Annotated in this window: 20 protein-coding genes and 1 tRNA gene; 15 read left to right on the forward strand and 6 right to left on the reverse strand. The window is 76.9% G+C overall.

The window, feature by feature from the left end; all coding sequences use genetic code 11:
• Positions 1 to 139 precede the first annotated feature (139 nt).
• Positions 140 to 1276 (forward strand): GNAT family N-acetyltransferase, encoded by a 1137-nt coding sequence (locus FB586_RS00965; RefSeq protein WP_136517475.1) that lies wholly within the window; start codon positions 140 to 142, stop codon positions 1274 to 1276.
• Positions 1277 to 1289: 13 nt separating this feature from the next.
• On the opposite strand, the gene FB586_RS00970 is transcribed toward FB586_RS00965, so the two are convergent.
• Entirely contained in the window at positions 1290 to 1889 is a 600-nt protein-coding gene (locus tag FB586_RS00970; RefSeq protein WP_136517476.1) for a GNAT family N-acetyltransferase, read from the reverse strand.
• A gap of 81 nt (positions 1890 to 1970) precedes the next feature.
• Here FB586_RS00970 and FB586_RS00975 point away from each other — a divergent pair.
• The 6 genes from FB586_RS00975 (at position 1971) to FB586_RS01000 (ending at position 6752) form a co-directional block, all read left to right on the forward strand.
• A tRNA-Gly gene (locus FB586_RS00975) sits at positions 1971 to 2041 on the forward strand.
• A gap of 114 nt (positions 2042 to 2155) precedes the next feature.
• Positions 2156 to 2590 (forward strand): ChaB family protein, encoded by a 435-nt coding sequence (locus FB586_RS00980; RefSeq protein ID WP_136517477.1) that lies wholly within the window; start codon positions 2156 to 2158, stop codon positions 2588 to 2590.
• A 121-nt stretch (positions 2591 to 2711) separates the two neighbouring features.
• A complete protein-coding gene (locus FB586_RS00985; RefSeq protein ID WP_136517478.1) occupies positions 2712 to 3395 on the forward strand; it encodes a TetR/AcrR family transcriptional regulator in 684 nt (227 codons plus the stop codon).
• Between the two features lie 12 nt (positions 3396 to 3407).
• Complete coding sequence (locus tag FB586_RS00990; protein ID WP_136517479.1) at positions 3408 to 4295, forward strand: ABC transporter ATP-binding protein; 888 nt, start codon at positions 3408 to 3410, stop codon at positions 4293 to 4295.
• Positions 4292 to 5929 carry an ABC transporter permease gene (locus tag FB586_RS00995; protein ID WP_136517480.1) on the forward strand — a complete coding sequence of 546 codons (1638 nt, stop codon included), beginning with the start codon at positions 4292 to 4294 and terminating at the stop codon, positions 5927 to 5929. Before FB586_RS00990 ends, FB586_RS00995 begins: the two co-directional genes overlap by 4 nt.
• Positions 5930 to 6143: 214 nt before the next feature.
• Complete coding sequence (locus tag FB586_RS01000; RefSeq protein ID WP_136517481.1) at positions 6144 to 6752, forward strand: hypothetical protein; 609 nt, start codon at positions 6144 to 6146, stop codon at positions 6750 to 6752.
• Positions 6753 to 6806: 54 nt separating this feature from the next.
• On the opposite strand, the gene FB586_RS01005 is transcribed toward FB586_RS01000, so the two are convergent.
• Positions 6807 to 7913, reverse strand: a complete 1107-nt coding sequence (locus FB586_RS01005; protein WP_246036288.1) for a CobW family GTP-binding protein — start codon at positions 7911 to 7913, stop codon at positions 6807 to 6809.
• A gap of 72 nt (positions 7914 to 7985) precedes the next feature.
• Here FB586_RS01005 and rpmB point away from each other — a divergent pair, with 72 nt between their 5' ends.
• The 6 genes from rpmB to rpmF are packed head-to-tail and all read left to right on the forward strand — an operon-like array spanning position 7986 to position 9307.
• On the forward strand, positions 7986 to 8222 hold the full coding sequence (rpmB, locus tag FB586_RS01010) for a 50S ribosomal protein L28 (protein ID WP_136517483.1): 237 nt from the start codon (positions 7986 to 7988) through the stop codon (positions 8220 to 8222).
• On the forward strand, positions 8222 to 8395 hold the full coding sequence (gene rpmG, locus FB586_RS01015) for a 50S ribosomal protein L33 (RefSeq protein WP_136517484.1): 174 nt from the start codon (positions 8222 to 8224) through the stop codon (positions 8393 to 8395). Before rpmB ends, rpmG begins: the two co-directional genes overlap by 1 nt.
• A 1-nt stretch (position 8396) precedes the next feature.
• Entirely contained in the window at positions 8397 to 8702 is a 306-nt protein-coding gene (gene rpsN, locus FB586_RS01020) for a 30S ribosomal protein S14 (protein WP_136517485.1), read from the forward strand.
• A gap of 37 nt (positions 8703 to 8739) precedes the next feature.
• Complete coding sequence (locus FB586_RS01025) at positions 8740 to 9000, forward strand: type B 50S ribosomal protein L31 (protein WP_136517486.1); 261 nt, start codon at positions 8740 to 8742, stop codon at positions 8998 to 9000.
• Entirely contained in the window at positions 8997 to 9119 is a 123-nt protein-coding gene (gene ykgO, locus FB586_RS01030; protein ID WP_034625243.1) for a type B 50S ribosomal protein L36, read from the forward strand. The genes FB586_RS01025 and ykgO overlap by 4 nt, the downstream gene beginning before the upstream one ends.
• Positions 9119 to 9307, forward strand: coding sequence for a 50S ribosomal protein L32 (rpmF, locus tag FB586_RS01035; protein WP_136517487.1), 189 nt, complete (start codon positions 9119 to 9121; stop codon positions 9305 to 9307). The genes ykgO and rpmF overlap by 1 nt, the downstream gene beginning before the upstream one ends.
• Before the next feature lie 246 nt (positions 9308 to 9553).
• Here rpmF and FB586_RS01040 read toward each other — a convergent pair whose 3' ends face one another.
• Positions 9554 to 10789, reverse strand: coding sequence for a YibE/F family protein (locus FB586_RS01040; protein ID WP_136517488.1), 1236 nt, complete (start codon positions 10787 to 10789; stop codon positions 9554 to 9556).
• Between the two features lie 322 nt (positions 10790 to 11111).
• On the opposite strand from FB586_RS01040, the gene FB586_RS01045 reads away from it, so the two are divergent.
• Positions 11112 to 13751, forward strand: a complete 2640-nt coding sequence (locus FB586_RS01045) for a circularly permuted type 2 ATP-grasp protein (protein ID WP_136517489.1) — start codon at positions 11112 to 11114, stop codon at positions 13749 to 13751.
• Positions 13748 to 14698 (forward strand): transglutaminase family protein, encoded by a 951-nt coding sequence (locus FB586_RS01050; protein ID WP_246036289.1) that lies wholly within the window; start codon positions 13748 to 13750, stop codon positions 14696 to 14698. The genes FB586_RS01045 and FB586_RS01050 overlap by 4 nt, the downstream gene beginning before the upstream one ends.
• Positions 14699 to 14729: 31 nt before the next feature.
• On the opposite strand, the gene FB586_RS01055 is transcribed toward FB586_RS01050, so the two are convergent.
• The 3 genes from FB586_RS01055 to FB586_RS01065 form a co-directional block, all read right to left on the reverse strand.
• Positions 14730 to 15620, reverse strand: coding sequence for a hypothetical protein (locus tag FB586_RS01055; RefSeq protein WP_136517490.1), 891 nt, complete (start codon positions 15618 to 15620; stop codon positions 14730 to 14732).
• 107 nt (positions 15621 to 15727) lie between these two features.
• Positions 15728 to 16285 carry a DinB family protein gene (locus FB586_RS01060; RefSeq protein WP_136517491.1) on the reverse strand — a complete coding sequence of 186 codons (558 nt, stop codon included), beginning with the start codon at positions 16283 to 16285 and terminating at the stop codon, positions 15728 to 15730.
• A 281-nt stretch (positions 16286 to 16566) separates the two neighbouring features.
• Complete coding sequence (locus FB586_RS01065) at positions 16567 to 17841, reverse strand: helix-turn-helix domain-containing protein (protein WP_136517492.1); 1275 nt, start codon at positions 17839 to 17841, stop codon at positions 16567 to 16569.
• Positions 17842 to 18028 lie beyond the last annotated feature (187 nt).

Consider the following 18028-nt stretch of genomic DNA (forward strand, 5'->3'; position numbering starts at 1 on the left):
CTCCGGTGCCGCACGCGCGCCCTGGACACTCGTCCGAGGGACCCGGGGGTGAAGAACTCCGACATGTCGGCCGTTCCGGACGGCACGAGCAGCGAAAATGCGGTGGGCCGCACGAGGCCCGCACGCCACAGTGAGCCGCATGAGCACCATCCCCGACGTCGTCCCCCACTCCTGGCGCGTCCTGCCCGCGCCGCCCGTCCCCGCCTCCGCGGACGAGCCCGACGCCTGGGCCTACGCCGGGATGGCGGAGGTGAGCCGTCGCGTGGAGCTCGCCACGTGGGGCTGGCCGGACCTGCACATGCCGACGCCCGTGCTGCTCCCGACACTGCGGACGACGCCGTACCGCGAGTCGGCGGTCTGGGTCGCGGTCCGCGGCGACGCGGCCACGACCCCCACGGCCGAGGACGTCGTCGGCTACGGGCTCGTGCACCTGCCGCTCGCCGCGAACACGCACCTCGCGGAGGTCGAGGTGGAGGTGCTGCCGGGGCACGAGGGCGCCGGGGCCGGCACCGCGCTCCTGCGCGCGGTGGAGGACCACGCCCGGGCCGCCGGACGCACCACGGTCACGACGTACACCTCCCACAGCCCGGAGCCGGAGCCCGGCCCGGGTGCGCTGACAGCCCCGACCGGCACGGGCCGCGCCCCCGCCGACGCCCGCCCCGTGCGCTTCGCACGGCGCCACGGGTACGCCCTGGAGCAGGTCGAGCGGTACTCGGTGCTGCACCTGCCGGGCGACCCCGGGGCCCGCGCGGACCTGCTGGCCGACGCCCGCGCCGCAGCCGGCGAGGAGTACCGCACCCACACCTGGCGGGACGACGTCCCCGCGCAGTGGTACGACGACCTGGCCGTGCTGTTCACCGGCATGAGCACGGACGTCCCGCTCGGCGGGCTCGCGATCGAGGAGGACCGGTGGGACGCCGACCGGGTCCGCGCGTCGATCGCGCGCACCCGCAGCCGGCACCAGCACGTGCTGCTCACGGCCGCCGAGCACGTACCCACCGGCCGCCTCGCGGCGTTCACCTGGCTGCAGGTGCCGGAGCCGGACGTGCCGTTCGCGTTCCAGCAGGACACGCTCGTGCTGCGCGAGCACCGCGGCCACCGGCTCGGGATGCTCGTCAAGGCCGTCAACCTCGACGCCTTCACCGCGTGGCGGCCCGGCGAGCGGCGCATCCACACGTGGAACGCGCAGGAGAACGACCACATGCTCGCGATCAACGTCGCGCTCGGCTTCCGGCAGGAGGGCGTCGCGGCGGCGTGGCAGCGCACGGGGCTCTGAGGCCCCGGCCGGCTCAGCCGAGCGGCAGCACCATCCGGTGCCCCCACGGGTGCGACCGGTCCACCCGCATCCCGAGGCGCTCGTAGAACGCGATCGCCCCGGTGTTGCGCGCCGCCACGCCCAGGTGCAGCCCGGGCACGCCGCGCTCGCGCAGCGCGTCCGCGAGCGTGCCGACGAGCCGCCTCCCCCAGCCCTGCCCCTGCAGGTGCGGCAGCAGGTCGATGTGCAGGTGCGCGGGGAACCCGGGCGGCGGGTCCGCCGGCTCCCGGCGGTGGATCTGGCCGACGAGCACGTGGTCCTCGGTGCCGTCGCGCGGGTCCGGCCGCTCGGGGTAGCGCTCGCGCAGGCCCGGCCACCAGTGCGCCTCGGTCCACGCGTCGAACCCGGCGGTGTCGGCCGTGGCCACCACGTACCCGCCGACGCCCTGCTCGTCCGTCACGACGAACGTGAGCCCCGGGTCCGCCAGAGGGTAGGGACCGGCGTAGAGGTGGCCGAGCAGGTCCGGGTCGCGGTAGAGGTGCGTCGCGTCGCCGCCGGCGTCGCCCGTGCGCAGGCAGACGCGGTACAGGCCGGGCTGGTCGGACGGGTGGTACGGACGCAGGACGGCGGGCACACACCGAGCCTGCCACGCGCGTCGCGAGGGCCGCCGCGGATTGGGTAGGATCATCGGCGCACGTCCCCTCGGGGCCGTCGCGCGGGTGTAGTTCAATGGTAGAACTTCAGCTTCCCAAGCTGACAGCGCGGGTTCGATTCCCGTCACCCGCTCCCTCCAGGGCCAGGTCAGGACGTCGTCCGACCTGGCCCTGACGTATGTCCGGGGTGCGCGGGCACGGGTGCGGCGGGACGATCGTCGGGTCGGTGCGACCCCAGGAGGCGACCATGCCGAAGACCGCACGCTCGGGGAAGGCGAAGCAGGACGAGATCCCCTCGACGCTGCAGCGCTCGGACGAGAAGGCGCAGCGCACGTTCGCGAAGACGTACGACTCCGCGATGGAGTCGTACGACGGTGACGAGCAGCGCGCCGCGCGGGCCGCGTTCGCGGCGCTCAAGCACACGCACGAGAAGGTCGGCGACCACTGGGAGCCGAAGGAGGAGAACGGGCCCTCCGACCGGCGCGCCGAGGGCGGCGGGCCCGACGGCGACGCCCCGACGGCCGGCGGCGTGGACGCGAACGCCAGCAAGAAGCACCTGTACGACGTGGCCTCGCGGCTCGAGATCAGCGGGCGCTCGAAGATGACGAAGGACGAGCTCGTCGAGGCGATCGGCAAGGAGAACGACCGGCGGTCGCGGAAGGCGCGCGAGTCGGGGAGCTGACGCCCGCGTGCCCCCTCGCTGACGGTCGGGGCAGCGCCGGCACCGCAGGCTGAGGCGCACCTGAGCAAACGCGGGGGGACCCTCTTGCCGCACGACTGAACGCCCGGTTAGTGTGCTGAACATGCGGTCAGCCACCGACCCTCGCGACGACCTCACGGCGCGCGCCCGGATACGCGACGCGGCGGTGGCGCGCTTCGGCCGGGACGGGTTCGGCGTGAGCCTGCGCGCCATCGCCCAGGAGGCCGGTGTGAGCGCGCCGCTCGTGCTGCACCACTTCGGCTCGAAGGACCGGCTGCGCGCCGAGTGCGACGCGCACGTGCTCGCGACGATCGCCTCGCACAAGGAGGGCGCCGTCGGCCCCTCGGGCCCCGACCACCTGCTCGTCGACCTGGCGCAGGTCGAGTCGTTCGCCCCGCTGGTCGCCTACGTCCTGCGCAGCGTGCAGCACGGCGGGGAGCTCGCGCGCACGTTCTTCGACGCCTTCGTCGCCGACGCCGAGGAGTACCTGCACGCAGGCGTGGCCGCCGGCACCGTGCGTCCCAGCCGCGACGAGCACGCCCGTGCCCGGTTCCTCGCGCAGCAGGCGATGGGCGGCCTGCTCGTCGCGCTCACGCTCGAGCCGGTGGACGACCCCGCGCAGCTCGGCGCCCGTCTGCGCGCCCACATGGACGCCGTCGCGCTGCCCGCCCTCGAGCTCTACACCGAGGGCCTCATGACCGACCGGCGGATGCTCGACGCCTACCTCATGTACGTGACGGACCCGCCCGGGGGCACACCCGACCCCGACCCCACCCCGTCGTCCTGAGAGAAGACCGCCATGCCCGTCGTCGACGTGCACGACCTGACCAAGTCCTTCGGCGCCGTCCGCGCGCTCGACCACCTCGACCTGAGCGTCGAGGCCGGCGAGGTGCACGGGTTCCTGGGCCCGAACGGCGCCGGCAAGACCACCACGCTGCGGGTCCTGCTCGGGCTGATCCGCGCTGACGGCGGCACCGCCCGGGTGCTCGGCGCGGACCCGTGGGCCGACGCCGTCGCCCTGCACCGGCGCACGGCTTACGTCCCCGGGGACGTGACGCTGTGGCCGCAGCTCACCGGCGGGGAGACGGTCGACCTGCTGCTGCGGCTGCACGGCCGGCACGACCGCCGCCGCCGCGACGAGCTGCTGGAGCGGTTCGCGCTCGACCCGACCCGCAGGGCGCGCACCTACTCGAAGGGCAACCGGCAGAAGGTCGCGCTCGTCGCCGCGCTGGCCAGCGAGGCGGAGCTGCTCGTGCTCGACGAGCCCACGTCCGGGCTGGACCCGCTCATGGAGCTCGTGTTCCAGGAGTGCGTGGCCGAGGCGGCGGCGGAGGGCCGCACGGTGCTGCTGTCGAGCCACGTGCTCGCCGAGGTGGAGCGCCTGTGCGAGCGCGTCACGATCGTCCGGGACGGCCGCACGGTGCTGACCGGCTCGCTCGCGGACCTGCGGGCGCTGCACCGCACGAGCGTCAGCGCCACGACCGCGGCGGACACCGCCGCCCTCGCCGCGCTCCCCGGCGTCCACGACGTGCGCCGCGACGGCGAGCGCGTCCAGCTGTCCGTCGACGACGACGCGCTCCCGGCGCTGCTCGCGCGGCTCGCCGCCGACGGCGCCCGCGGGCTCGTCGCGACCCCGCCGTCGCTCGAGGAGCTGTTCGTGCAGCAGTACGCGGGGGCGGCGCGATGACCGCCGTGACGCAGGCGCGCACGCCCGTCGTCGCGCCCGACCCGCGGCCGCTGGCCGGCACGGGCACCCTCGTGCGCGTCGGCCTGCGCCGCGAGCGCGTGCGTCTCGCCGTGTGGGTCGCCGTGCTCGCCGGCCTGCTCGCGACCTTCGCGGCGGCCCTCCAGCAGGCCTACCCGGACGCCGCCGCGCGCCAGGGCCGCGCCGCGATCATGCGCGAGCCCTCCGGTGCGCTGCTCAGCGGCCCGGGCTACGGGCTCGACGACTACTGGATCGGCCCGATGGTCGCGAACGAGCTCCTCGGCATGCTGGCGGTGGCCGTCGCGCTGATGTCGTCGTTCCTCGTGGTGCGGCACACGCGGGCGGAGGAGGAGCACGGCCGGCTCGACCTGGTCCTCGCGGGGGCGGTAGGCCGGCGCGCTCCACTCGTGTCCGCGCTGGTGCTCGCGGTCCTGGCCGACGCCGCCGTCGCGCTCGCCCTGGCCCTGGCGCTCCTGGTGGCGGGCCTGCCGCTGGCCGGCTCGCTCGCGGTGGGCGCAGGCGTGGGAGCCGTGGGCCTGGTCGGGGCCGCGCTCGCGGCCGTCACCGCGCAGCTGACGTGGCGCGCGCGGGCCGCGAACGGTCTCGCCGCCGCCGTCGTCGGGCTGGCGTTCGTCGTGCGCGGCGTCGGGGACGTGCGGCAGGCCGGCGGCAGCGCGCTGTCGTGGGCGTCGCCCATCGGGTGGGTGCAGCAGATGCGCGCGTTCGTCGACCTGCGGTGGTGGCCGCTGCTGCTCGTGGTCGTGCTGGCCGGGGTGCTCGTCGCCGTCGCGCTCGGGCTCGGGCGGCAGCGGGACGTGGGTGCCGGCCTGCTGCCCGAGCGGAGCGGGCGCGCGGCCGCGTCCCCGTTCCTGCGCTCCCCGTTCGCGCTGGTGGCGCGGCTCGAGCGCGGCGCCGTCGTGGGCTGGGCCGCGGGGCTCGCGGTGATGGCGGTGCTCACGGGGTCCCTCGTCGAGGGCGTCCTCGACAGCATCGCCGCGGACCCGGCGCTCGCCGCCGCGTTCGGCGCCACCGGGGACGACGTCGTGCTCGGCATGCTCTCGGCGTTCGTCGGCTTCCTCGCCATGGCCGTGACGGTCTTCGCGGTCGTGTCCGTGCTGCGCGCGGGACGGGAGGAGGCGCACGGGCGGACGTCGACCGTGCTCGCCGCGTCGGTCGGGCGGCCGGCGTGGCTCGGCGCCCACCTGGCCGTGGCCGTCGTCGCCTCCGCGGTGCTGCTCGTGCTGTCCGGCGCGGCCGTGGGCGCCGGCGCCGTGGTCGCGACCGACGACCCGGCCCTGGTCGGGCGGCTCGCCGTCGCCGCGCTCGTGCACCTGCCGGTGGTCGCCGCGTTCGCCGGGCTGGCCGCGCTCGTGCACGCGGTCCGGGCGCCGACGTGGACGGTGTGGGTCGTCGTCGTCGCCTGCGTCGTCGTGGGGCTGTACGGCGGGCTGCTCGACCTGCCGGACGCCGTGCTCGACGCGGTGCCGTTCGCGCTCGTCCCGGCGGCGCCCGCCGAGGCCTTCGACGCGCCCGCCGTGCTCGGGGTGACCGGCGCTGCGGCGCTGCTGTCGGCCGGCGCCCTGACCGCCTACCGGCGCCGCGACCTGGTGGCCTGACCGGCACCTGAGACGGCGGTCCGAGCGGCGCGGCCGCAAACGTTTAGGGGGTCCGGGGCGTCGCTACGGTCGTCGCCGACGTCGCCCCCGGACGCGCTGCCGCCCCGGGTCCTCGGCGTCGTGCGCGCCGCGCTCGTCCGCCGGCGCCCGTCTCGCGACCCCCGTCACCGGTACGCCGGTCGCACGGTCGCGCCCACGTCCAGGAGGCAACGCCGTGACCACGCCCCGCTCCCGCACCGAGGGGTCGCTCCCCCGCACCGAGCCCGGCGGGACCGTCGACGACGCCGCGGGTCCGAGCCGGCGCCGGCGGGTGTGGGCCGTCCTCGGACTCGTGGTCGCGCTGGTGGCCGTCGGGGTCGTCGTCCGGTCCGCCCTGGCCCCCGCACCGGGCCTCGCCACGGGCTCGGCACCGAGCGCCGGCGTGCTGGACGCCGGCCACACCGCCTTCGGCGCCGCGTTCACCTACCGCGACGGGCTGAGCGTGGAGGTCGACGAGCCGGAGCGGTTCACCCCCTCCGAGACCGCCGCGGGCGCCGGTGACGGCCTCGCGACGGTCGTCGTCGAGGTCGCCGTCACCAACGGCACCGGGAAGACCTACCGGGCGAGCACGTTCGCGGTGACCGCGTCGTCCGGCGGCGTGGAGGCGGAGCAGGTGTGGGACCCGGCGCAGGGGGTGGAGCTGTCCGGTCCCGCGTACGCCGTTCCGCCCGGCGGCACGGTGCGCTTCCGGCTCGCGTTCGCCGTGCAGCAGGCGGACGACCTGCGGCTGACGGTCCTGCCGGCGATCTACGGCTACGCACCGCTCGTCGTCGGGACGATCTGACGCACCGGGGCGCTGCCCGCCGGAGCGGGCGCAGCGGGCCGACGAGGGCGGCGGTCAGGCCGAGGTCCGCTCCCCCAGCCACGGGGCGAGGACGTCGGGCCTGCCCAGCCAGGGCGCGAGGCCGGCGCGCATCTCGGCGGCGCTGAGGACGAGGTCCTCGAACGCGTCCTGCAGGGCCGGAGCCTCGTCGCCCGTGCCGACGACGACCACCCGGGTGTCCGGCAGACGCGTGCCCCACGGTCCGGCGGCGCCGATGCTCAGCTGCCCGCCGGCGCCGTCCCACACGCAGAGCGTGTCGGGGCGGCTGGGCACCCAGAACCGACCGCGGCTGCGCAGCCGGCCGTCGCCGAGGCGGTGGACGCCGTGCAGGAGGCGCTCGGGGTGGAACGGCCGGGGCGTGCGCAGGTCGAGCGACCACACGCCGTGCTCGGTCGGCGCGCCCGGGACGGGCCGCACGTGGGCGGGGTCGAGGCGGCGCTCGGCGGTCGCGGGCCGGTGCTCGTGGGCGACGAGGTCCGCGAGCGCGGCGCCGTAGCGCCCGTCCTGGCGGCGGCCGTCGGCGGCGCGGGCGTGGTCGAGGAGGTCGGAGGCGACGGGGTGGTCGCGCCGGTCCCCGGTGACGAGCACGAGGTCGGCGTGCGCGACCTGGGCGGCGAGCGCCTCGCCGACGGCGCGGCGGTCGTCCTCGGTGAGGGCGTGGCCGCGCTCGACGAGCAGGTCGTCGCCGAGCAGGTCGTCCTCGAACGTCGCGAGGTCGACGGTGGCGACGGCGTCGGCCAGACGCAGGCGCACCAGCGGCTCGCCGGGTCGCATCGCCCACCCGAGCGCACGGACGACGGGCAGCGACTCGGCGCTCACGGGCAGCGCCAGCACGATGGCGTCCCACCGGCCGTCGGCGGCGAGGCGGGCGAGCGTCGGGACGGCGTCCTCGCGCACGGCGCACGACAGGCAGGCGTGCTCGAGCGGCACGGTCTCGTCCTCGACGACCCCCGACGCGTCGGCGACGACGCGGCGCAGGCTCCCGCCGTCCTCGTCGTCGTGGATGTCGTGGCGCAGGGCGACGACGCGCGGCGAGTCGACGAGCAGGCCGAGGACGACCGCGTCGCGCTCGACGGGGTCGATCGAGGACAGGACGACGACGGGCGTGCGGACAGGGCCCACGAGGGCCTCCTCCCAGCAGGGCGAACGGATGGCGTTGACGCGAACGATAATCATTAACTAGCGTTCTCGTCCATGAGCCGTCACTGCCAGGTGCTCGGGAAGGTGCCGTCGTTCGGCAACGCCGTCTCGCACTCGCACCGCCGCACGTCCCGCCGCTTCGACCCGAACGTCCAGCGCAAGCGGTACTGGGTGCCCTCCCTCGGGCGTCACGTGCGCCTGCGGGTCTCGACCGACGGCATCAAGGTCATCGACCGCCGCGGCATCGACGCGGTGGTCGCCGAGATCCTGCGCCGCGGGGAGAAGCTCTGATGGCGGGCGGCAGGCGGGCCGACCTGCGGCCGGTGATCAAGCTCCGGTCGACCGCGGGCACCGGGTTCACCTACGTGACGCGCAAGAACCGCCGGAACACCCCCGACCGCCTCGTGCTGAGCAAGTACGACCCGGTGCTGCGCCGGCACGTCGACTTCCGCGAGGAGCGCTGAGATGGCCAAGAAGAGCAAGATCGCCCGCGACGCGCAGCGGCGCGAGATCGTCGCCCGGTACGCCGAGCGCCGCGCCGAGCTGCGCGCCGCCTCGGTGAACCCCCACCTGACGGAGGACGAGCGCCGCGCCGCCCGCGCCGAGCTGCACCGCCAGCCGCGCGACGCCTCCCCCGTCCGCCTGCGCAACCGCGACCTCGCCGACGGCCGCCCGCGCGGCCACCTGCGCACCTTCGGCCTCTCGCGCGTGCGCTTCCGGCAGATGGCGCTGCGCGGCGAGCTGCCCGGCGTCACCAAGTCCAGCTGGTGACGGCGCCCGCCGTCGCCCCGAGCACCAGGAGCCACCCGTGAAGAAGGGCATCCACCCCGACTACCGCCCCGTCGTCTTCCGCGACAGGTCGGCCGACTTCGCGTTCCTCACGCGGTCGACCGCCACGTCGTCGGCGACGGTGGAGTGGGAGGACGGGAACACGTATCCCGTCATCGACGTGGAGATCTCCAGCGCGTCGCACCCCTTCTGGACCGGCAGCGCGCGCGTCATGGACACCGCCGGACGCGTCGAGAAGTTCCAGCGCCGCTACGGCCGCGGGACGGGGGGCACGCGATGAAGGTCCGCGCGTCGCTCGCGTCGCTGAAGAAGAAGGACGGGTCGATCGTCGTGCGCCGGCGCGGCAAGACGTACGTGATCAACAAGCGCAACCCGCGGTGGAAGGCGAGGCAGGGCTGATGGCGGTCCCCAAGCGGAGGACGTCCCGCTCGCGGACGCGGTCGCGCCGGGCGCAGTGGGTCGCGACGCCGGTCGACCTGGTGCCGCTCACGGTCGACGGCCGCACGGTGGCCGTCCCGCGCCGGCTCGTGGGCGCGGTCCGCCGCGGCCTCGTCGACGTCACGACCCTGCCGGACCACCCGCGCTGACCCGCTGCCCCGCTGCCCCGCACCCCGGCGCGTCGCGCGGGGACCGGAAGCCGCACCCGGGGCGCGTCGCCCCGCGGACCGGGACCTTCTCCCACGCGCGTACGCCTGACGTGCGTACGCCAGGCGTACGCCCGCGAAGAACATCCCGCCGACCCGTGCGGCGTCCGCCGGCGGCACGGCGCACGGGCAGCACGACACCTCGACCGACGACGGCGGCCGCACCCGGTGCGGCCGCCGTCCCGTGCGTCAGGAGGCCGGTGCCGGCGCCCCGTCCCGTCCCGGGTCCCGCGCCCCCTGCGTGCCACGCGCGCTGATGCGCACCAGCAGGGCCGCGAGCGCCGTCGTCGCGGGGATCGCGAGGACCAGGCCGATGGACCCGACGAGCGTGCGCACGACCTCCTCGGCGATCTCGCCCGCCGTGAGCAGCTCGAGGAACGACCGGTCCGCGAGGCTGACCAGCAGCACCATCGGCAGGGCCGCGCCCACGTAGGCGAAGACGATCGTGTAGACGGTCGAGGCGATGTGGTCGCGGCCGATGCGCATGCCCTGCCCGAACAGCTCGCGGGCCGCGGCCGCCGGCCGCGCGGCGTGCAGCTCCCACACCGCGGACGCCTGCGTGATCGTCACGTCGTTGAGCACGCCGAGGCCGGCGAGCACCATGCCGCAGACCAGGACCGCCCGCAGCCGCACTTCGGGCGCCGACGCGAGCAGGTCGAGCGCGTACTCCCCCGACAGCCCGGTCAGGTGCGCGGCCCCGCCCGCCCACGCGGCGATGGCGCACGTCGCGGCAAGGCCGACCAGCGTGCCGAGCAGTGCCGTCGACGTCCGCACCGACACCCCGTGCGCGAGGTACAGCACCGCGAACATGATGACGACGCTGGTCACGAGCGCGACCGGCACCGCCGGGCGGCCCTGCAGCAGCGCCGGCAGCGTGAAGAACCCGACGACGCCGAGCCCCACGACGACGCCCGCGAGCGCGGCGAGCCCCCGCCACCGCGCGACGAGCACCACCAGCACGGCGAACACCCCCGCGAGCAGGGCGATGGGCGGCCCGCGCACGAAGTCGACGAAGACGTACGACGTCGTCATGACGTCCGGGTCGCCGAGCGGGTCCAGCGCCGTCTCCGGCACCTCCATGCGCGCGACCCGCAGCGTGTCGCCCGCGGCGAGCTCGGGCACGTACTCGGGCGGGACGTGCGCGTCGACCTCCTCGCCGTCGGCGAGCCGGACCGTCGCCTGGTCCATGCCGGTCGCGTCGGGGCGGACCTCCACCACGTCGGCGCGCACGTAGGTCACGCCCGGCCCGGCGGTGTCGATGCGCGGCGGGGCGGCGTCCGGGTCGGGCCACAGCCACCACGCGCCCGCGAGTGCGGCGGCGAGCGACGCGAGCAGGAGGACCGTGAGCAGCACCCGCGCGCGCGGGACCGCGGCGGCCGGTGGGGCGGACGGGCCGGCGGACGAGGTCGGGGCGTGGACGTGCACGCTCCAGCATGGGCCGCACCCCCACCCGCCGAGCACGGGACGCGCCGTGCACCCCCGCACCGACCCCCTGCCCCAGCCCCCTCCTCCCTCCCCCGCCGAGTTCGGCAGCTTCGCGTCGACCTCGCGACCCGGAGGTCGCTGACTCGGCGCAGAACTGCCGAGCTCGGCGCGGAGGGGGTGCGGAGGGGGCGGGAGGGGCGGGCTCGGCGGGCGGGGTCGCGGTGGGGCGGGGTCGCGGTGGGGCGGGGCTCGGGACGGGACGGATCGGGCGGGGCGGCGGGTGGGGGCGACGGTCCGCGCCGGCGTGCGTCAGACTGCCCGCGTGACCGACCTGCTCTCGTCGCCGCGCCTGGTGGGCGACGGACCGGCGGTCGCGCACGCGCCGGACTGGACGTGGCTGCCCGACCCGGTGGACGCGCCCACGGCCGACGACCTCGCGCGGGCCCGCCGCGAGGCGGAGCAGATCCTCGCCGAGCACGGCGTCACGTACGGCGCCGACCTGCCCGACGGGCACGGGCGGTGGCGGCTCGACCCGCTGCCGGTGGTGGTCGACGAGACCGAGTGGGCGGCGCTCGACGCGGCGCTCGTGCAGCGCGCCGAGCTGCTCGACGCCGTCCTGCACGACCTGTACGGGCCGCGCCGCCTGCTCGACGACCGCCTGCTCCCGCCGACGGCGGTCCTGGCCCACCCCGGGTTCCTGCGGGCGGTCGACGGCCTGCGCACGCCCGGCGGGCGCGAGCTCGTGCTCACCGCGACGGACCTGGTCCGCGACGCCGGCGGCGACTGGTGCGCCGTCGCGGACCGCACGCAGGCGCCGTCAGGCGCGGGGTACGCCATGGAGGACCGCCGCGTCACCGCGCAGGTCCTCGCCGGCGTGTACCGGCAGGCGCCGATCGCGCGGCTCGGGCCGTTCTTCCACGCGCTGCGACGCGCGCTGCGGGACGTCGCGCCGCGCACGGCGTCCGACGACCCCCGCATCGTCCTGCTCTCCCCCGGCCCCGGCAGCGAGACCGCCTTCGACCAGGCGTACCTCGCGTCGATGCTCGGGCTGCCGCTCGTCGAGGGACGCGACCTGCTCGTGCGTGACGGACGGGTGCACCTGGAGGGGATCGACGGCCTGGAGCCGGTCGACGTGGTCCTGCGCCGCGTGGACGCCGAGTGGTGCGACCCGCTGGACCTGCGCGCCGGCTCACGCCTGGGTGTGCCGGGCCTCGTGCGGGCCGTGCGCGGCGGCGCCGTCAGCGTCGTCAACCCGCTCGGCGCGTCGGTGCTGGAGAGCCCGGCGCTGCTGACGTACCTGCCGCGCCTCGCGCGCGCCGTGCTCGACCAGGACCTCGCACTGCCGTCGCCGCCCACGTGGTGGTGCGGCGAGGAGCGGTCGCTGCGGCACGTCCTCGCGCACCTCGACCGCCTCGTGCTGAAGCCGACCGCCCACGGCGCCGACCTGGCGACGGTGCCGGGCTGGACCCTCTCGTCGGCGGAGCGTGACGAGCTCGCGGCCCGCATCCGGGCCGAGCCGTGGGCGTGGGTCGGCCAGGAGCCGGTCGGGCGGCACACGCCGGGCGGCGTCGGCACGGACCGGCCCGACGCGGACGGTGTCGGCCCCGCGGACCTCGGGCCGCGGGCGGCCGTGCTGCGCACGTACGCCGTCGCGCACGCCGGCACCTATGCGGTGATGGCCGGCGGGCTCGCGCGCGTCGCCGACTCCGCGGTCGTGTCGTCCGCGCACGGCGCGGTCGCGAAGGACGTGTGGGTGCTCGCCGCGCAGCCCGCGTCCGTGCCGGACGTGCCCGCCCGCGAGGACGCGGTCGCCGCACCGGGCCGCGCGGTCGGCGCCGGCATCTCCCCGCGCAGCGCCGAGAACCTCTACTGGATGGGCCGGTACGCCGAGCGGGCCGAGGGCGAGGCCCGCGTGCTGCGGGCCGTCGCCGACCGGTGGGACGACTACCACCGCAGCCCCGGGTCGGCGGGCGGGCGCGCGCTCGCGGTGCTGCTGCAGGCGCTGACCCCCGCGGCCCTGCCCGACGGCACGGCCGCGGACGGCGGCTCGGGTCTGGCCGCGCCCGTGCCCGTGCTGCGCGACCTGCTCGTCGACCGCGCGACGCCGGGCAGCGTGGCGCGGGCCGTGCACCGCCTCGCCGCGGCCGCCGCCGCGGTGCGGGACCAGCTCTCGACGGACGTGTTCGGACCCCTCGCGCGCGTGGAGCGGGCGCTGCGCGACGAGCGCGGCCGGCACCGCCCCCGCCCCGACCAGGCCCTCGACCTGGGCGCCGCACCCGCCGCGGTGGAGGCCGCCGCCGTCACCGCCGGGCTGCGCCCCACCCTCGACCACGTCCTCACCGGCATGCTCGCCCTCTCCGGCGTCGCCGCGGAGGGGCTCACGCGCGACGTCGGCTGGCACCTGCTCGACGCGGGCCGGCGCATCGAGCGCGCGCAGAACCTCGTCGACATGCTCGCGGCGACGCTCGTGGTGCGGCACCCGGCGGACGTCGAGGACCTGCTGCTCGAGTCCGTCCTGCTCGCCTCCGAGTCCGCCATCACCTACCGCCGCCGCCACCAGTCGTCGCCGACGGTCGCGCACGTGCTCGACCTGCTGGTCCACGACCGCACCAACCCCCGCTCGCTCGCATTCCAGCTCGACCGCCTGCTCGCGGACCTGGAGGCCGTGCCGGCCCCCTGGCGCTCGGCCGGGCAGCGCGACCACCTGCTGCACGGCGTCGCGGAGCTCGTCGCCGAGCTCGACACCGTCGCCGTCGGGGCGGTCGTCGCCGACGACGGGCGGCGCGTGCGGCTCGCCGAGGCGCTGGACTCGATGCTGTGGCGGCTGCGCGCCGCGTCGGACGAGATCGAGCGCGTCCACTTCGTCCGTCCGGCGGCGAGCCGTGCGCTCGACGACCTGTGGGGCTCGACGAACGAGCACGACGGCCGCGACGACGACGCGCCCCCCGGAGGTGCCGCGTGACGGCCGACGAGCGTGCCACCCCCGCCGTGCGCGCCTACGACCTGGTGCACCGGACCACCTACGAGTACCCGGCGCCCGTCACCGACTCCTACGGCCGCACGACGATGACGCCGCGGGACCTGCCCGACCAGCGCCTGGTGACGACGTCGCTGACGGTGGACCCCGAGCCGGCGGACACCGCCACGCACGTCGACTGGTTCGGCAGCACGACGACGTTCTTCGGCGTGACGACCCCGCACACGCGGCTCGTGGTCACGTCCCGGTCGACGCTCGAGGTCAGCCGCGCCGCGCCGGACCGCGCCGACCTGCCCGACGTGCGGTGGCGAGCCGTCGCCCGCGCCGCGGCGGCCGGCGACCTCGGCACGCTCCACACCGACACCGCGGGCCTCGTCGCGCTGCGGGAGGCGCTGCTGCCGTCGCGGCACGTGTCGTTCGCCGAGGAGGTCCGCACGTGGGCCGCGCCGTCCTTCGCGGACGACCGGCCCCTCGCCGACGTCGTCCTCGACCTCGTCCACCGCGTCCGCACCGAGCTCACCTACCGCTCGGGCTCGACGACCGTGCAGACGACGCAGGCCGAGCTGCTCGCGCAGCGCACGGGCGTCTGCCAGGACTTCGCCCACCTCGTCATCGCGGCGCTGCGCCTGCACGGGCTGCCCGCGCGCTACGCGTCGGGGTACATCGAGACCCGCCCCCGCCTAGGCCGGCCGAAGCTGCGCGGGGCGGACGCCTCGCACGCGTGGGTGTCGGTGTGGCTGCCCGGGTACGGCTGGCTCGAGGCGGACCCGACGAACGACCAGCTCGTCGACGACCGGTACGTCGTCCTCGGCTGGGGCCGCGACTACGGCGACGTCCCGCCGCTGCGCGGCGTCATCTTCACCGAGGGCGGCGGGGCGTCCCCGCGCGTCGAGGTCGACCTGGTCCCTGCCGGTTCCGAGCCGTTCCTCTGACGGGCGACCCGCGGGACCCCGGCCGGCGGCGTCACCGCACCGCGGCGGCGACCCGGTCGTCGAGCTCCGCCGGCGGCACGACGAACCCGCCCGCGTCGACCACCGTCCCACCCGCCGCGCGCCACAGCGTCGCGACGACCCGGGTGACCGCCGGCGCGACGCGCGCCCGCGCGACGAGGTGCTGCTGCGAGGGGTGCGAGGCGTCGAGCTGCGACGCGTCCGGCGGCTGCCACGCCACGCGGTAGCCCCACGGGCCGTGCTCGCGCCGGTCGAGCGTCGACAGGACCAGGGGCACGTGCGCGGCGCGTTCGAGCCGCACCACGACCTCGCCGTCGTACGGGAACGCGGCGGTCAGCTCGAACCCCCCGCCCGGCGTCGGCGCCGGGGCCAGCCGGCTCCCCGACAGGGCCGGACGCACGAGCGGCAGCGCCTCCTGCACCGGGACGGGCACGGCGGACCACAGCGTGAGGTCGAGGACGCCGGCCGGGTCGGGCACGACGGCGGCGCCGCCGGCCGGCAGGACGCCCCCGCCCGTGCGGCGCGCGGCGGCCGTCGCCCACGCGGCGACGAGACCCGCCGGGACGTCGGCGCCGGGCGGTGTCGCGACGGGCAGCCCGTACAGGTCGGCGTCGCGGGACGGCAGGCCGAGGCCGCGCGCGCTCGTCGCGTCGCACGCGTGCGGGCCGAGCAGCGCGACGCCGGGTGCGAGCGCGAGCACGCCGGTCGTCACGACCGGCTCGACGGCGATCCCGCGGAACCGCGCCCCCGTGGGCCGCACGGGCGCGGCCGCCGCGGCCGGCTCCCGCTCCCAGCGCGCCTGCGTGAACCACGCGCGGGCGAGCGTCATGACGTCGGTCCCGGCCGGCAGCGCGAGGACGTGCAGGCCGTCGAGCGCGGGCGGGACCGGTGCCGGCGGGGTCATGGCCGGACGCTAGCGGCCGATCGTCACGCCGGTGTTTCCGCGTGCGGCCGACCGGGCGACGCGCCGACGCCACGCCGGTGGGACGGTCCCGCCCGTCCGGCGTCCGGTCAGGCGCGCACGTCGTGCAGGTGGTGCACCACGTCGTGCAGGAAGTACTGGCCGAGGGTGCGGACCGTGAAGCGCGAGCCGTTGCTGCGCCGGCCCGGCCGCTCCCAGGCGTCGTCGGCGACGGCGTCGAACAGCGTCGCGGTCACCTCCGCCGCGGCCGCGAGGTCGACGGCGACGACCTGCGGGTCCTGCAGGTCGTAGCGGTCCTCGAGCGCGGTGGCGTCCTGGTCCCAGTTCGCGAACAGCGGGTCGTCCTCGTCCAGCATGAGCTGCAGGCGCTCGCCGAAGAGGCGCATGACGTCGCGCACGTGCGCGCCGTACTCGAGCGTGGACCACGTCGTCGGCGCGGGGCGCTCGCGCGCGTCGTCGCGGTGCAGCGCGGAGACCCAGCGCGGGACGAGGTCGCGCACCGTGCCGCCGACCGCGTCGGGCGGCACGTCCGAGGCGGCGAAGCCGCACTCGGGGCAGCGGCGCTCGACGACCCAGGTCCAGTCCTTGTCGTCGGGCGCGATCGCGGGCGGCTCGGGCGTGTGCGCGGGTGACGCGGGCGTGTCCACGCCGTCACGGTAGCGGCAGGTCGCCCGGTCCCGTCACGCGTCACCCGCTGCGGCGCCGTGGGTGCGGGACGGGGAGAGGGTCGGGCGACGCGCCCCCTCCCGCGCGCCGCCCGACCGGGCACCGGTGGGCAGGAACCCCCTCAGGTCCCACCCGGTGGTGCCACTGCGCGGAACGGTAGCCGGGGCACCGTTGCACGACCGTTGCACGGCGTATGCACCCGTCTGTGCGTTTTCGCGCAACCGCTTCGCCCGTCCGGACGGGCCGTGCACCGGTGCCGCGGTCAGCGCAGCGTGCGGTCGAGCTGCGCGAGGCGCGTGTGCGCACGCAGGTGGGCGGCGGACCCGATCGGGGCGATCCGCGCGAGCGTCTGCCACGCCTCCCAGTCGTCCGCGCCCTCGTCGCCGCCGGTCCACCGGGCCACGAGGTCCACGTCGCCCGACGCGAGCGTCGACGCACGCAGCCACCCCACCAGCGCGTCCCGGACGCGCACGACCCCGGGGGCCGTGGAGCGCGGGAGAACGGGTCCGGGGTACGCGGCGAGGGCGGTCGAGACGTCGCCGACCGCGAGCGCGTCGCGCACGTGGTCGACGTCCGTGTGCAGCGGCGAGGTCAGGCGGTAGGGGCGGGACTCGGACAGCAGCGGACCGACGAGGCGGCGCAGCCGGGAGATCTCGGCGCGGACGGTCACCTCGGACAGCTCCGCCTCGGACAGCAGCACGGTGAGCTCGTCGCCCGTGAGGCCGCCGGGGTGCTCGGCGAGCAGCAGCAGGATCTCCGTGTGCCGGCACGTGAGCCGGCGCCGGCCCTGCGGGGTGTGCAGCGTGCCGCCGTGCGCGCCGAGCACCTCGAGGCGGGTCGTCGGCGGCTGCGGCGCGCTCGACGCGATCGTCGCCTCGACGGCGGCGACCGTGGCGCGGACGAGGGCGAGCGCCATCCAGGACGCGGTCTCGTCCCGGCCGGTGACGTCGAGGACGCCGACGAGGCGTCCCGACGGGTCGTGCACCGGTGCGGCCGCGCAGTTCCACGGGTGGACGACGCGGGCCCAGTGCTCGGTGCTCAGCACCTGCAGCGGGCGGCGCGTGGCGAGCGCGGTGCCGATGCCGTTGGTGCCGACGGCGTCCTCACGCCACGCCGCCCCCTCGACGAGGCCGACCTGGTCGAGCGGGCGACGCAGATCGCGGTCGCCGTCCACCCACAGCAGCCGGCCGGTCTCGTCGCTGAGCGTGGCGACCCACCCGGACGCGGGCTCGACGAGCAGGCGGCGGACCACGGGCACGGCCCCGGAGATGGGGTGCGCGGCCCGCAGCCGGTGCAGCTCGGGGTCGGAGAGGTCGACGGGCGGGTTCGGCAGCTCGGGGTCGACGCCCACGCGCCGGCTGCGCCGCCACGACTCCGCCACCACCGGCCGCACGCCGTGCCCGGGCTCCCCGCCGGCCAGCACGAAGCGCTCGTGCGCCTCGCGGACGCGCCCGACCGTGCCCGGGCCGAAGCCGCGCGGTGCGGGCTCGGCGGGCCGCTCGGTGCCGCCGGTGGCGACCCGGACGTGTCGGCTCATGGGCAACTTCCACGGGTGGTGCGGGGCCCGGCGTCGACCGCCGGAGGGTGGGGCGACGGTCGAGGGACGACGACGGGCGGGGACGGTGCTGGTGTCGCCCTCGCATGGTACGCGAATGCGGCAGGACGGACGTGACCGACGTCACAGGAGTTTGCACGAGTTCGTCGGCGCGGCGGCTTTTCCTGAC

This window comes from Cellulomonas telluris (assembly GCF_004886325.1).
Lineage (GTDB): Bacteria > Actinomycetota > Actinomycetes > Actinomycetales > Cellulomonadaceae > Cellulomonas > Cellulomonas telluris.

What these genes read in the sequence shown, in the direction of transcription:
- FB586_RS01065 (WP_136517492.1), bottom strand. Translation starts at nt 17,841, where the DNA reads ATGAGCCGACACGTCCGGGTCGCCACCGGCGGCACCGAGCGGCCCGCC.
- rpmF (WP_136517487.1), top strand. Translation starts at nt 9,119, where the DNA reads ATGGCGGTCCCCAAGCGGAGGACGTCCCGCTCGCGGACGCGGTCGCGC.
- FB586_RS00995 (WP_136517480.1), top strand. Translation starts at nt 4,292, where the DNA reads ATGACCGCCGTGACGCAGGCGCGCACGCCCGTCGTCGCGCCCGACCCG.
- FB586_RS00980 (WP_136517477.1), top strand. Translation starts at nt 2,156, where the DNA reads ATGCCGAAGACCGCACGCTCGGGGAAGGCGAAGCAGGACGAGATCCCC.
- FB586_RS01055 (WP_136517490.1), bottom strand. Translation starts at nt 15,620, where the DNA reads ATGACCCCGCCGGCACCGGTCCCGCCCGCGCTCGACGGCCTGCACGTC.
- ykgO (WP_034625243.1), top strand. Translation starts at nt 8,997, where the DNA reads ATGAAGGTCCGCGCGTCGCTCGCGTCGCTGAAGAAGAAGGACGGGTCG.
- FB586_RS00985 (WP_136517478.1), top strand. Translation starts at nt 2,712, where the DNA reads ATGCGGTCAGCCACCGACCCTCGCGACGACCTCACGGCGCGCGCCCGG.
- rpmB (WP_136517483.1), top strand. Translation starts at nt 7,986, where the DNA reads ATGAGCCGTCACTGCCAGGTGCTCGGGAAGGTGCCGTCGTTCGGCAAC.
- rpmG (WP_136517484.1), top strand. Translation starts at nt 8,222, where the DNA reads ATGGCGGGCGGCAGGCGGGCCGACCTGCGGCCGGTGATCAAGCTCCGG.
- rpsN (WP_136517485.1), top strand. Translation starts at nt 8,397, where the DNA reads ATGGCCAAGAAGAGCAAGATCGCCCGCGACGCGCAGCGGCGCGAGATC.
- FB586_RS00965 (WP_136517475.1), top strand. Translation starts at nt 140, where the DNA reads ATGAGCACCATCCCCGACGTCGTCCCCCACTCCTGGCGCGTCCTGCCC.
- FB586_RS00990 (WP_136517479.1), top strand. Translation starts at nt 3,408, where the DNA reads ATGCCCGTCGTCGACGTGCACGACCTGACCAAGTCCTTCGGCGCCGTC.